The organism is uncultured Nostoc sp. (assembly GCF_964245445.1).
Classification (GTDB): domain Bacteria; phylum Cyanobacteriota; class Cyanobacteriia; order Cyanobacteriales; family Nostocaceae; genus Nostoc.
In genome coordinates this window covers 1-13,664 of sequence record NZ_CAXTNE010000225.1, presented here as the reverse complement: position 1 = coordinate 13,664, position 13,664 = coordinate 1, and the positions used below count along the sequence as shown (strand labels likewise).

At 39.9% G+C, this 13,664-nt stretch carries 11 protein-coding genes; 8 read left to right on the top strand and 3 right to left on the bottom strand.

Features of this window, described 5'->3' with window-relative positions:
• Positions 1-349 precede the first annotated feature (349 nt).
• On the top strand, positions 350-787 hold the full coding sequence (locus ACFE90_RS28410; RefSeq protein ID WP_375505739.1) for a hypothetical protein: 438 nt from the start codon (positions 350-352) through the stop codon (positions 785-787).
• A gap of 207 nt (positions 788-994) precedes the next feature.
• A complete protein-coding gene (locus ACFE90_RS28405) occupies positions 995-1,153 on the top strand; it encodes a DUF4351 domain-containing protein (protein ID WP_375505738.1) in 159 nt (52 codons plus the stop codon).
• A 107-nt stretch (positions 1,154-1,260) separates the two neighbouring features.
• Here ACFE90_RS28405 and ilvB read toward each other — a convergent pair whose 3' ends face one another.
• The 3 genes from ilvB to ACFE90_RS28390 all read right to left on the bottom strand — a co-directional run bounded on the left by ilvB (position 1,261) and on the right by ACFE90_RS28390 (position 5,268).
• Complete coding sequence (ilvB, locus tag ACFE90_RS28400; protein ID WP_375505737.1) at positions 1,261-3,174, bottom strand: biosynthetic-type acetolactate synthase large subunit; 1,914 nt, start codon at positions 3,172-3,174, stop codon at positions 1,261-1,263.
• 132 nt (positions 3,175-3,306) lie between these two features.
• Positions 3,307-4,569 carry an MFS transporter gene (locus tag ACFE90_RS28395; RefSeq protein WP_375505736.1) on the bottom strand — a complete coding sequence of 421 codons (1,263 nt, stop codon included), beginning with the start codon at positions 4,567-4,569 and terminating at the stop codon, positions 3,307-3,309.
• A 126-nt stretch (positions 4,570-4,695) separates the two neighbouring features.
• The gene (locus ACFE90_RS28390; protein ID WP_375505735.1) at positions 4,696-5,268 is read right to left on the bottom strand and encodes a hypothetical protein; all 573 of its coding nucleotides are present in this window, start codon (positions 5,266-5,268) and stop codon (positions 4,696-4,698) included.
• Positions 5,269-5,501: 233 nt separating this feature from the next.
• Here ACFE90_RS28390 and ACFE90_RS28385 point away from each other — a divergent pair, with 233 nt between their 5' ends.
• From ACFE90_RS28385 to ACFE90_RS28360, 6 genes are all read left to right on the top strand, one after another.
• Complete coding sequence (locus ACFE90_RS28385; protein WP_375505734.1) at positions 5,502-6,020, top strand: LemA family protein; 519 nt, start codon at positions 5,502-5,504, stop codon at positions 6,018-6,020.
• A gap of 11 nt (positions 6,021-6,031) precedes the next feature.
• The gene (locus ACFE90_RS28380; protein ID WP_375505733.1) at positions 6,032-7,567 is read left to right on the top strand and encodes a hypothetical protein; all 1,536 of its coding nucleotides are present in this window, start codon (positions 6,032-6,034) and stop codon (positions 7,565-7,567) included.
• Entirely contained in the window at positions 7,554-8,057 is a 504-nt protein-coding gene (locus ACFE90_RS28375; RefSeq protein WP_375505732.1) for a DUF3137 domain-containing protein, read from the top strand. The genes ACFE90_RS28380 and ACFE90_RS28375 overlap by 14 nt, the downstream gene beginning before the upstream one ends.
• Positions 8,058-8,430: 373 nt before the next feature.
• Positions 8,431-9,543 (top strand): ferrochelatase, encoded by a 1,113-nt coding sequence (locus ACFE90_RS28370; protein WP_375505731.1) that lies wholly within the window; start codon positions 8,431-8,433, stop codon positions 9,541-9,543.
• 753 nt (positions 9,544-10,296) lie between these two features.
• On the top strand, positions 10,297-11,706 hold the full coding sequence (locus ACFE90_RS28365; RefSeq protein ID WP_375505730.1) for a hypothetical protein: 1,410 nt from the start codon (positions 10,297-10,299) through the stop codon (positions 11,704-11,706).
• Between the two features lie 199 nt (positions 11,707-11,905).
• A complete protein-coding gene (locus ACFE90_RS28360) occupies positions 11,906-13,588 on the top strand; it encodes a hypothetical protein (protein WP_375505729.1) in 1,683 nt (560 codons plus the stop codon).
• The last annotated feature ends 76 nt before the right edge of the window (positions 13,589-13,664 follow it).

The window sequence follows — 13,664 nt, the reverse complement described above, 5'->3', positions numbered from 1 at the left end:
GCATTTGTTGATTTGGCGATCGCATTTGTTGATTTGGCGATCGCATTTGTTGATTCGGCGTTCGCATTTGTTGATTTAGCGATCGCATTTGTTGATTCGGCGATCGCATTTGTTGATTCGGCGTTCGCATTTGTTGATTTGGCGTTTGCATTTGTTGATTTGGCGTTTGCATTTGTTGATTACACTTATTCTCAAACAACAAATCGATATAAAAAATGAGTAAAAATACAGACAAACTCGTAATTATTTCGTTGAAGCTTTAATGAAATAAATCCACAAAACTACCCATCTCAGGCAAAAGGATACTCCACTATGTTGAAAAAGGAATTATAAACAAAAAGGATATCTCATGTCTTTAAGAACTCGTGGTTCTGCTGCTGTTGACAAAGCCCAACTTCGTCTCGCCTTGCTTAAATCCGTTGACGAAAATCTGGATTTAGGACATGGATTAACCATTGAAGCCTACAACCACCTCATCAACACTACCCGTGCGACGTTAGAAGCTCATAACACGCTTGTGTCCAATCTTGAAGAATCGCGTAAAACAATAATCCAGATGGATAAAGCCCTCTCCGAAATGTCTGAACGAATGCTAAGTGGAGTTGCAACTGTCTACGGCAGAAACAGTATAGAGTATTCCAAAGCTGGCGGCTCTAATGGAAAAAGAAATAAACAATCTAGTTCAAAAGTTGCTCCAGTTGTAGCGGTTCTTGCTAGTCAACCTGCTCAAGCTGCAATTGCGAATGGGTCAACTAACGGTAACAGCACAACTCCTTTGCTGCAATAATCCACTTTCTGCATAAATCTAGTGCCGTGTCAAGCCTAATGAGTATTTTAAGCCGTCAGATTTTATGACAAAAATTTGATTACACAGCTTTTCAGAGAGGAAATTATGCAAGAATCTGTGATTTACCAAGACATTCTGCAAAAGGGAGAAGAACCAGGAAAGAAACAGGAGGCGCTACAACTGATTTTGCGTTAGTTAACACGACGCTTGGCTGCAATTGAACCAGAGATAGAACAGCAGATTCGCACATTATCGATTACTCAACTAGAAGAGTTAGCTGAGGCGCTGTTAGATTTCAACAGTCAAAGCGATTTAGTGAATTACTTAGGAAATATCTTTTTACCTCAACCTAATCAGGAAGATTAAGCGATGCCTACGCAAGAGGAAAGGGGGCAGGAATTAGGGGAAATTCCAACATCTTTCTCCCCTTCTCCCTGCTCCCCTATCTTTCTAGTCTGAATTATCAAAAAGCGTTACAGCTTCGTCCCACACTCAGCACAGAAGTTGTGGGTAGGAGCATTTTTGGCATTGCAATGGCTACAATACACTGGCTCGGCTGCCGCTTTCGGCGCTTGCTTCTGCAAACCGACCATTTGAGCGTTGCTCTTACCAGGGGCTACCATTGGATAGCAGTTTTCGTCTCTGGTGACGTGGACATTTAAGATTACTGGGCCTTTGTGTGCTAGCATTTCGGCGATCGCATCTTTTAATTGACTGCGATCGCTGATTATCATGCCTTTAATGCCATAAGCTTTTGCCAATAACTCTACGTCTGGCATCCCTACTTCCATGTTTGAGCATGAGTAACGCTCACCATAGAAGGCTTGCTGCCACTGGCGCACCATCCCTTGCCAGCCGTTGTTGATAATTATTGTCTTGACATTTATTCCATACTGTGCAAGTGTTCCTAGTTCCTGCAAACACATTTGGAAACTAGCATCACCGCTAATACAGATGACTTCTTCATCAGGAAACGCCACTTTAGCGCCCATTGCCGCAGGTAAGCCAAAACCCATCGTTCCCAAACCAGCGCTAGAAATCCAGCGCCTTGGGCCATTCTTCAGGAATTGTGCTGCCCACATTTGATGCTGTCCCACATCTGTGGTGTAGAAAGCGTGGGGTGCTTGGTGACTGACTTCTACGATTACTTCTTGGGGTGAAATGCTGTCGGGATGGTGGGGCACTATTAGAGGATACTCTTCGCGCCAACGGTTAACTAGATTTAACCACTCTTGATTTTGATTAGGTGTAGCTTTGACGCCTGTTTCTTTGCATCGACGCAACAAGTCAATCAACACGTTCCGCACATCGCCAACAATGGGCACTTCGGGAATGCGGTTTTTGCCGACTTCTGCTGGATCGATGTCGATGTGAATTACTTTAGCGCGAGAGGCGAATTCGTCTAACTTGCCTGTAACGCGATCATCAAATCTAGCGCCAACGCAAATCAGCAAGTCACAATCACTAACAGCAAAGTTAGCGTAAGCAGTGCCGTGCATCCCCAACATTCCCAAAGCGAGGGGATGATGTTCGTCAAATGCACCGATCCCCATTAAGGTTGTAGTGACAGGGATATCGAATAATTCAGCTAGTTGTTTGATTTCTTCATGGGCACTAGCTGCGATCGCACCACCACCGACATATAGTAGAGGACGGCGACTTTCAGTAATCAACTGGATCGCAGCATTAATTTGCCGGGGATTTCCCTTCACTGTGGGACGATAACCCCGTAACTTTACTGAACCTGGTTTTACAGGCACATAGTCAAATTCTTCTAAAGCTACATCTTTGGGGACATCAATCAAAACTGGCCCCGGACGCCCACTGCTAGCGATGTGGAAGGCTTCGGCGACAATTCGCGCCATATCTTTAGGATCGCGCACTACATAAGAGTGCTTGACGATCGGTAGCGTAATCCCGTAAATATCGGTTTCTTGAAACGCATCTGTACCAATCGACGGCCGTGCTACCTGTCCTGTGACTACAATCATCGGGATTGAATCCATGTAGGCGGTAGCGATCCCTGTTACCAAGTTAGTTGCTCCTGGCCCAGAAGTACCAAAGCATACTCCTACCTTGCCAGTTGCACGGGCGTAACCATCGGCGGCGTGAGCTGCGCCTTGTTCGTGTCTCACAAGAATGTGCTTAATAGCACCAGTTGCTTCCACCTTATACAGGTCGTCGTAAATTGGTAGAATTGCCCCACCAGGATAACCAAAAATATATTCAACGCCGTGGCGATGAAGGCTGTCAAGGAGAGCAAAACCACCAGATGCATGTTTGGGGACGGCTGGCGGGCTAGAAGCACGAGACTGTTTGTGATTCTCGGTTTGTGGGAGACTGATTGGGGAAAGCAATTCTCCTGCGGAGACACTTTGTGAACGCACGGTCAAACCTCAGACTATAGCTAAAGTTAATACTGAATTCTGTATTTAAGATTTCATTTTAATTGAAAACTTCAATCAAAATCTTATTAATTTTTATATTAAATATAAAGCTAGATTATTAGCCTACATTAATTAAATTACCTTTTGCAAGACTTTGCGGGTATTTTGCCAAGCCCAAACACCGACAACTACGACAACAATACTCATTGCTACAAGTACAATTCGCAAGCCCAGAGCATCAGTTAATGGCCCAGTAATCGCCAGGGGTAACGCCAGAGCAATGTTGACCGCATGATTTTGAAAGCCAAATACTTTACCGTGCATGGTCGGTGGTGTTTGCTGTTGAATTAAAGTTTGCATAGGTACGCCAATTAGAGAAGCACCTATACCTAAAAATGCACAGAGTCCTAGCGCCAGTAATAAGTTGTGCGTAAAAGTGAACACCCCTAAAACTAGTGCCATGATCAAAAATCCAATTAAAGGTAGGGGCTTGCGATCCAATTTATCACCCCAATGACCTAAAATCGCTGCACCAAATACCATACCCACGCCTGCTGCTGCCAAGAAAAAGCCAAACTGTTTTTCTTTTAAACCAAACTCCGCGGCTAATCGAATCGTCAGCACCGTTAAGGCTGCAAACACACAATATAAAGTTGTCAGTTGCAGCATGGCGTTCAAGATCAAAGGGTTTTTCTTGAGATAGCGCAGGCTTTCGGTGAATTCAGTCCAAGGGTGATTTGATGCCTGGTGTTCCTTTGAGAGTTTGGGTTCTTTAAACTTAATTGGCTGCATGATCGCAGCCGATAATATGTATAATCCACCAACTACAATCTCTTGACCGTATTCTTCTCCCATCAAGCTTTTCGCCAAACTCAAAATTGGCTCTCCTATAGCAAAGCCAACAATTAAAGCTCCCATCATTGTGCTGCTAAACAGCGCATTGGCTGCCAACAAATTTTCTCGCTTCACCAATAAGGGAATGGCTGCTTGCTCGGCTGGTGCAAAAAACTGCGTCACTGTGGAAATGGCAAAAGTCAGGATTAACAAAATTAAGAAGTGTCGGGGTAACAAGGGAAGACACAGGGTCAATATTCCCCGCACAATGTCTGAGCCAACCATAATCAGCTTTTTTGGCAAGCGGTCAACAAAGATACCACCGGCAGAGCCGAATAAAATTGCTGGTATTGTAAACGACAGCATCAAGGTTGAGTACATCGAATTTTGTGCCAACCCAGGAAGCGGAGGGTAGTTCTCCAGCAGAGCAATCAGCAAAACGAAGAAGACCTTATCTGCTAACTGGGACATCAGTTGTCCAATCCACAGGAGCATAAAACCACGGTTTTTTAGCAGTGCGCCAAACCCCTTATTAACAGCAGCTGGTTCAGTTGGAAACATTTAGATACTTTAAGATAGTGACTAGGGTAGATGGGGTAGGGAATAGAGGGGCAGAGGAGATTTTTATAACTGTTAACACCTAACTCCTAACTCTCTAACTCCTAACTTATAATTCTGTTGTCCGGACTAATTTGCTTCATAGCGCTTTAACAGCATAAGCAAAAACTCAGCTGCTGTCAGATAACCTTTAGGTGGAGAAATTCCAATGGATGAATCTACCCACCACCCTTGTACAGTTTGGGGCGATTTCCAAATTGACAAATGCTCAACTGCCGGCTCTGCATAAAAGTTATCTTGCCCACAACCTAGCAAACAGGAACTGCAATGAGTGAAATAATCATGGCTCATGCGATGAATAGGAAAATTACCTTGTAATGGTACTCCCCATCCATCTATAGCAATAAACGCTTTGACACGACCACCTAAGAGTTGCCACAAATGCGCCGCCCCTATTGCCCCGACTACGCCAGCACTAAAGCTAATGAATATAATTGGTAATTTTAGCTGATTGCCCAAGCAATCACGCAAAAACTGCAAAATATGAAGTGCTGATAAAACCAAAAAATCTTTACCCGGATAAACCAGTATATTTGCGGGATTGTATGCGATCGCGCTATTACCAACTACATCTAACAATTCTACTCTAAAGCTTTCAGTTAACTCTGGCTCATGAATTCCAGGGCAAATAATTATACTCATCTTTAACACTTCCTTTGATTTTTTGACTCTTCCAATGTAAGGAGCTTTTTCAAAAATCAAATATTTCTTATATATATTACCTTGTTTTTACTGAGTAAATTATAGCCTCTTCATATACTTTTCCGAAAGAATACTATTTTAAATAAATATTAATTTGGCTTATAAATAATATTAGATTAATCTCGTAAAATAAAATGTTCATTTTTATAATTATCTTTACATTTATATTATTAATGAGTTTTGGATTTTTATACAATAGTTTGATTCATAAAAAGAATCAAGTTAATAATGCATTTTCTACTATTGATGTGATTCTGCAAAAAAGAAGCGATTTGATACCTAGACTTGTTACATTAGCTCAAATATATATGCAATTTGAGCAAAAAACATTGATAGAAATTAGCAGGCTCAGAAGTAGAGCAACTTCAAAAAACTTAAGCGACAATAGCCGAGTTGTTGTAGAAGACCAAATTTCGAGAATGTTAAGCAAAATTATAGTAATAGTTGAAGCATATCCCGAATTAAAAACAAACGACCATTTTATCCAATTACAATATTCATTAAGTGAAGTAGAAGAACAACTTTCTGCCGCTAGAAGATTTTATAACTCTGCCGTAACTGAATATAATAACGCCGTAGAAATGTTTCCGACAAATATTATAGCTTCGTGGATTAAATATCAATTAAAATTGCAGTTTCAAGCTAATCCACAAGCAAGAAATAATGTAAATTTTGAAATAAACCATAAATAACTTTAAAAAATATGCCAAAATTTAGTTCTGCACAAAACCAAGAATTATTAAATGGAATAGTTAAACTCTTAGAATACAAAAACTACAATTTAGCACTTCAGGGGTTGGAAAGTTTTTTCCAAAAGAATACAGAATCTAATACAAAAGAATATTTGTATGCACGAGTATTGCTTTTGGACGCATACTTCTACAATGGACGCTTTGATCAAGCAATTAACTTATGCCAAAAATTGAGCAACAGTAAACATCAAACGACTCAGATATTAGCACAATACTATCTTGCCGAAATATTTACAGAAACTAAACCTACAGCACAAAAATCATCACTAAATTCAACTAAAAGTTCACTCACCCCTGCACAAGAAACTGAACTTATAAACACTGGGTATGAAGCTATTACTAAAAAACGCTATAAAAAAGCAATCCAAGCATTAAAGATTTTTTGTCAAGCTGCTTCTCCGGCTACAAAAAAATATTTGCTAGCACACAAATGGCTGATAAAAGCATATCAAGAGAATGGGCAAACTAATCAAGCGATCGCTCTTTGTCAGCAACTCCTGATTAATGAAGATGAAGCAACGAGAAGATGGGCAAGGCAACTTTTATTTACAGAACTATTTACAGATAATATTGATGTGCCTGCGACTCCACCAAACCCCACTGAATTAGAAGTTAAGTTACAAACACCAAGCGAAACCTTACCAGAAGAACCCGAACTAACTATTGACAAATTTACACCAAAAACATTAAAGGAATTCAAAGTATTTTGTCAAAAAAATCTATTGAGTGAATTAAAAGTATTTGAATCTCGTAGGAAACAAGCTTTATTATCTATTGTTCCTCTTCATCTAGTTTTTTTATCTTTTTTAATTATAACGTTCAAGCTTCTCTCCCTGATATCTTTTGATATCAAAGATTATATTTATATTGAAGAACCTTCATTGTTTGAAAGTCACTCTACACCAATAGCCGTAGTATTTATATGTATATTTATAATTTTTCTTTTTTCATCTTTCAATTATTTATTGGGATTTTTCTTGACTTTTTGGATTTGGATATTTTTGTATTCGAGAAGTTTTGAAGGCTTTTCCGCAGGTTTTAGATACAAAATATCTGAGAAAATATTTAATTTTGTCAATGAAAATAAGAACTTAAAATATCTTAGTTCTTGTTCACAAGAAGATAGTATTAATTCTTTTCAACATAGCCAACTATTTAAAGGACTTATCAACCCAAACAAGGTTGAACATGATGTTTATATTTATGGTAAAATCAATGGACTTGATATCTGTTTCTCGAATATTCGCGCAGAATTAGAATTAAAACATGATTGGACTAATTTTTTAGATATTATCTTTATCTTTTTTATAAGTAGGAGATATGAAAAAATAATTCAATATAATATATTTTATCTGCTTATATTTTCAATTTTACGTGTTATATATTTGTTAATTTTTCTTTTACCATTTACATTTAGTGCTTTAAGTTACAGAGTTATAAAATTGATTCCATACATATTTATTGATATTTTGTGTGGAAAAAATTGATTATAAAATATTTAAATCGGAAATTTTAAAAAATCAAGTTACCAGAACCAGTTTAATCTTTAAAGGATTGTTTTTTAAAGCTAAGTTTAACAAAAATCTGCGGACTGTTACAATCGTTCAACCAAAAGTTATCAACGTGAACATTCATGCTATTAATCATGCTAAAAAACAGGTAATTAAATTAGAAGATCCAGAATTTGCTAAATTTTTCACTGTTTATGGTGATGACCAAATAGAAGCACGTTATGTCTTATCTACTAGTTTAATGGATAAAATAGTTAGCTTTCGTAAGAAAACCAATAGAAATATTTATATTTCTTTTGTTGAGGACATGATATATATAGCTATTGAAGAAGCCGTAGAAAATAATATATTTGACCCTAATCTATATAAAAGTGTGTTAAACTTTGCGCCTTTAAGAGAATATTTTGAAATTCTCAACTTGATGTTGGGAATTGTTGAAGACTTAAATCTGGATAGACGCATTTAGCAAAATATCAGAATTCAGGAGTCAGAATAGTGGAAAGCTCAGGAGATAACTAGAAGGGATGAATGTACTTTTGATATCAAACCTTTTATAAATTCTGACTTCTGACTCCTGTTTGACTTTTGACTTTTGACTTCCCCAAAGGGGCTGGGGCTGACCGCTTTCGCTATTCCCGCAACATAGCAGATGGGGCATTGGTTCAATTTTGCATACCCAATGCCCCACGTAAGTTTTGTATGTCTTTTGATGTATTATTTTAATTTTCCTAGCTTTCCTATCCCCCTGGATGGGATAATAAGTTACTACTAGAGAAAATGTGTAAACTATTCTCTTACTCCAAATTTCTCTGCACTTTGGTTATATTGAGGAACTCATTGTGGTTGCCACGCCGGAAAAAGTACAACACACCCACGAGCATCTATCAGGTAAAGAACGTGTAGCCGTACTGCTTATGGGCTACGGCGAAGTCGAAAGCTACGAAGATTTCGCCAACTATAACGAACAGGCTTTAAATCTACTGACAGCAAAATTTGCACCAGTACCAACCTGGATTTATCCCCCTTTGGCAAAGCTTTTGGCGCTATTTGACCGCCATGAGTGGGGACACACACACCACGATTTTATCTCCCCACACAATGCTATTTTTGAACAGCAACGGGCTGGGATTGAGAAGAATTTACAAGAAAAATGGGGCGATAAAGTTCAAGTTTTCAAAGCTTTTAACTTCTGCGCCCCTTTTCTACCCAATCAAGTTTTAGCAGAAATCAAAAACCAAGGCTTTGAGAAGCTACTAATCTACCCACTGCTGGTTGTTGATTCTATCTTTACCAGTGGGATTGCGATCGAGCAAGTTAACAATGCTCTTGTTGAGTTGGCTGATGGTGAAGAACACTGGGTTAAAGCACAGCGCTACATTCCTTCTTTCTTCAACGAACCAGCTTACATCGATTTGATGGCTCATCTGGTTGAGGAGAAAATTGCTGAGTTAGGCGCAGCTTATCTACCTTCTCAAATCGGTATTGTGTTAATGAACCACGGTTGTCCCCATAAAGCAAAAGGCTTTACTTCTGGGATTGCCGAAAGTGAAGCAATGTACGATTTGGTTAGGGATAAGTTGATTAATCGTTATCCTTTAATCTCGGTGGGTTGGCTTAACCATGACACGCCCCTAATTGATTGGACACAGCCAAATGCGGAGCAAGCGGCAAATAACCTGATTCAACTGGGTGCAAAAGTGGTAATTTTTATGCCAATTGGCTTTGCCACAGAAAACCACGAAACTTTATTGGATGTACACCATATCATCCATGCTTTAGAAAAACAGCATCCTGGTACGAACTACGTGCAAATGGCTTGCGTTAACGATCATCCAGAATTTATGGCAATGGCGGCCCAATGGGCTGATGCTCATATTGCAGAGTTGTTGTCAGAGCAAACTTTGGCAGTTAATCCCCAAGTAGCTGGACATCATCATCATCACCATCATTAATTTGAGTAGGGTGGGCAAAGCTTTGCTCAATAATTACTAATTCGTAATTAAGAGGGGTAGAGCAAGCACTGATTACAACTACGAATTATATTAACACTCCCACGCTTCAAGGCATGGGATTTTTTATACCTTACTTACGCTTAAATTTCCCTGTAACCCTCAGTATGCAGATAAAATTATTTTTTTTTAATCATTCTTAAGTAAAATTCCGAGCGTACTCAGTATTATTACTCAGGATATTGAAACCTTATAAAGTTATCGTGTACCCAATGATATCGAATTGACTACGTGTTAAGCGATCGCAAGCCAGGAAGCTAAATGAGCATCCACAAGTTCTTAATGATGAACCGGCCAGTTATTGGCAGGCTTATCCGCTAACTTAACCTGTTGACTGAGCTAAGGCAGAAACAAATTTTAGCTGCTTTAGGCGTTAATTATCATACACCAGTTTTGTGTAAAGATACCCCAAACTCTCTTAAAGCAATGACATGAATCACTAATCATCTGCGAATCCCAAAATACAGGTGTAACCTACACAAAAATAAAGAGAGTGGGAAACGCGCTAGAAGTTCGCTGTATCACAGTGTATTCAAAAGAATTTGTTGGTAAAGTATTTGCCTAAGTGTACTTTTAGGCGAAAAAGTTGGCGTGCTGTTATCGAACAGCCAGCATTCTTGTGGAATCAATACACTGTTTTTCTCCGAACTTAGCATCATACATAGAAATCAAACCCTGAGTCACAAGGATTTACGGATGCTAATTGAAACCAAAATCGGAACTTCTTTGAACTACTATCTAATTGCTTTTGATGCTAATGGCAAAGAACGCGAAAACAATGGAGAGCTAATTAGCCAAAAGGTATTAGAAATCTTATCCAGCGCCAAAAAGTCTGACAAACCAATCACAGATGTCTTTTTGATGAGCCACGGATGGCAAGGTGACATTCCGGCGGCAAAAGACCAGTATGACAGATGGATTGCAGCTATGGCTAAAAACCAGGCTGATATTGAAAAAATGCAACAGGTGCGACCAGGATTTAACCCCCTGTTGATTGGTCTACATTGGCCTAGTAAGCCTTGGGGAGATGAAGACCTAAGTGCAGTGTCGCCAGACAAAACAATTGTGTCTTTTGACACGACAGATGATTCTCAAGAAGAGTTAATTGAACAGTATGCTCATCGGATAGCTGATACTGAAACTACTAGAGAAGCACTCAGAACAATTTTCGCTGCGGCCGGAGAATATGACGTTGCGCCTGATACATTACCATCAGAGGTGCGTGAAGCTTATGAGGTTTTGATTAAGGAAGCATCTTTGAGTAGTGAAGCAGAAGATGCAGATGCGTGGAGCGAAAACGAATCATTAAATTTAGATCCTGAAAGTGTATATGAAGCTACTCTGACAGAAGAAAACGAAGATGTCAGCTTCGGAATTGGGGATAGTCTGAAATCAGCCGGAGATGCATTTTTGAACATTCCAAGATTGTTATCTTTCTGGAAGATGAAAGACCGCGCTCGGAATATCGGTCAAACTAGTGGCTTCAATTTATTAAACAGACTTCAACAGGTGACAGATAATACTGTGCGATTTCATTTGATGGGGCACAGTTTTGGATGTATTTTTGTTTCAGCTACCGTAGCAGGTACCCAACATAACAAATTAACCCGTCCAGTTAATTCTCTTGTCTTAATACAAGGCGCTTTATCACTCTGGTCTTTCTGCTCAAATGTCCCTCATAGAAAAAATATTCCTGGTTACTTCCGCTCTATTATTAGCGATCGCAAAGTTACAGGGCCGATTGTTACTACCCAATCTCAGTATGATAAAGCTGTCAAAAATGCTTATCCTATGGCGGGAACACTAGGAATATTTGGGGGGCAAGATATAGACTTTGACGTTAATACTGAAAAGACATATCCCGGCGTAGGTGGCATTGGTTGTCATGGAATTCAGGGTGATGGTTTGGAAATTATTAATTATAAAGAAGGTATGCTACCCCTGCAAGAATCCTACAACTTTGAATCAGGCAAAATTTACAATTTAGAAAGTAGTAAATATATTGTTGTTCCTCCTAGCCTATTAGACCTTTTTATGGGCGCTCACAACGCTATTGACAAACCTGAAGTAGCTCATGCTCTATGGTCGGCAGCGCTTGCTAGTTAATGAAACAGTGTCTTTAAAAGGTAAAAATTAAAAAGAGAATCTCTGTAATTAAAATTAGGGAATTTTAAGCGATGTCTACGACGGGCTACGCCTACGCCTTTTTTATCCATCAATAATTTAGGCGATTCACAACCATTTCTTTCTTTTACTTTTTACTTTTGCTTTGTTCGGTGAATTTTAAATACAAGGATTAGGTAAAATGAGCATAGAACAGCTGACAAAAGAGCTATATTTCAATGGAATTGACGGTGCATCAGGAGAGTATTTGTTGTCTCCATTGACACCTGAGCAGCTTTCTAAGATTGCTCAGGGCGAAGACTTTGATCCCATAGAAATCAGCGAACTCAAAAAAAAGGATCTGCATGTTAAAGGTCTAGAACCCGACTTTGCGCCGATAGAGGGAGTAGATCCTAAAGACCTTGCACAGACAGGTTGGGGAGTTATCTTCGCTTTTAATGCCGACCCAGCAATCAAAGAAGCGCTGAAGGAACTGTTAGAACATCGGCAAAAACAAGCCTCGAAAAATCACGAGAACTATTATAAGGAATACACTGGCCCTAAAGGTTATCGTCCAGGGGAGTCAAAAAATCAATTTTTGTCACGTCATGGAGTTGGCCCTGGCCCTGCTGACCCAGATAAAATGCCTTATTATCTGTTGATTGTTGGCGATCCAGAAACCATTCCCTATCGTTTTCAGTACCAACTTGATGTGCAATATGCGGTGGGGCGGATTTACTTTGATACGCCCCAAGAATATGCTCAGTATGCTCGCAGTGTTGTACAGGCTGAAACTACTAATTTAAACCAACCTCGTCGCGCTAGCTTTTTTGGGGTACGTACCAAGGGTGATGCAGCCACTGAACTTAGTGCTGATAACTTGATTCGACCCCTAGCTGATTGGATGCTTGATGAGCACAAAGACAATAGTTGGACAGTACAAACCTTACTCGCAGAAGAAGCCACCAAGGCACAGTTAAAAAAACTGTTAGGAGGTGAAGAAACACCCGCTTTGCTGTTCACCGCTAGTCATGGTATGGGCTTTCCGAATGGAAATGAGCGGCAACTACGCCATCAGGGTGCTTTACTCTGTCAGGACTGGCCCGGCAAAGATAAGTGGAGTAAACCAATTCCTGAAGAATTTTACTTCTCTGCGGACGATGTTGGCGATGATGCTAAGTTACTAGGGCTAATTGCCTTTCATTTTGCTTGTTATGGTGCTGGGACACCTAAATTTGATGAGTTTACCCATAGAAAAGGCTCTAATGAAAGGCCAGCGATCGCTCCTAACGCCTTTATTGCACCTCTACCCCGCAGGCTCCTGAGTCACCCCAACGGCGGTGCTTTGGCTGTCATCGGTCATGTGGAACGAGCTTGGGGTTGCTCTTTCGTATGGGAAAAAACCGGTAAGCAATTGGCAGTTTTTCAAAGTACCTTAAAGCGATTGCTAGATGGTCATCCTGTGGGGTCAGCTGTTGAGTATTTCAACGAGCGCTATGCTGAACTTTCGTCTGATTTGAGTACAGAATTAGAAGAAATTAAATATGGTGCGATCAGCGATCCAATGAATTTATCTGGTATGTGGACGGCTAACAATGATGCTCGTAGTTATGCCATTATTGGTGACCCCGCAGTTAAATTAGTTGTGGGTGACAATCAGACAAGCGATCGCTCTGTTATCTCATCAGTGAATTTACCCGCCGCCCCTGCAACATCCCAAGCATCTGATACATCAGCAATTGGGCAAGCCCAGGCAAACTTAACCCAAGCCTTAGAAAAGTTTATCAACACAGTTGAGCAAGCTTCTGTTGATCGCACGGAAAAACTTCAGGCGGCACTCTCAGCCGTAGTGAATCTAGTTGACACCTTGAAGAAATTGAAATAATTGGGCATTGGGAATTGGGAATTGGGCATTGGTCAATAATTAATAGTTATTCTCCTGCTTCCTCTGCTCCCTCCAC

Bases quoted from the DNA above. Each gene is read 5' to 3' on its own strand.
- ACFE90_RS28390 (WP_375505735.1), bottom strand. From the start codon at position 5,268: ATGAGTATAATTATTTGCCCTGGAATTCATGAGCCAGAGTTAACTGAA.
- ACFE90_RS28395 (WP_375505736.1), bottom strand. From the start codon at position 4,569: ATGTTTCCAACTGAACCAGCTGCTGTTAATAAGGGGTTTGGCGCACTG.
- ACFE90_RS28380 (WP_375505733.1), top strand. From the start codon at position 6,032: ATGCCAAAATTTAGTTCTGCACAAAACCAAGAATTATTAAATGGAATA.
- ACFE90_RS28385 (WP_375505734.1), top strand. From the start codon at position 5,502: ATGAGTTTTGGATTTTTATACAATAGTTTGATTCATAAAAAGAATCAA.
- ACFE90_RS28365 (WP_375505730.1), top strand. From the start codon at position 10,297: ATGCTAATTGAAACCAAAATCGGAACTTCTTTGAACTACTATCTAATT.
- ACFE90_RS28360 (WP_375505729.1), top strand. From the start codon at position 11,906: ATGAGCATAGAACAGCTGACAAAAGAGCTATATTTCAATGGAATTGAC.
- ACFE90_RS28410 (WP_375505739.1), top strand. From the start codon at position 350: ATGTCTTTAAGAACTCGTGGTTCTGCTGCTGTTGACAAAGCCCAACTT.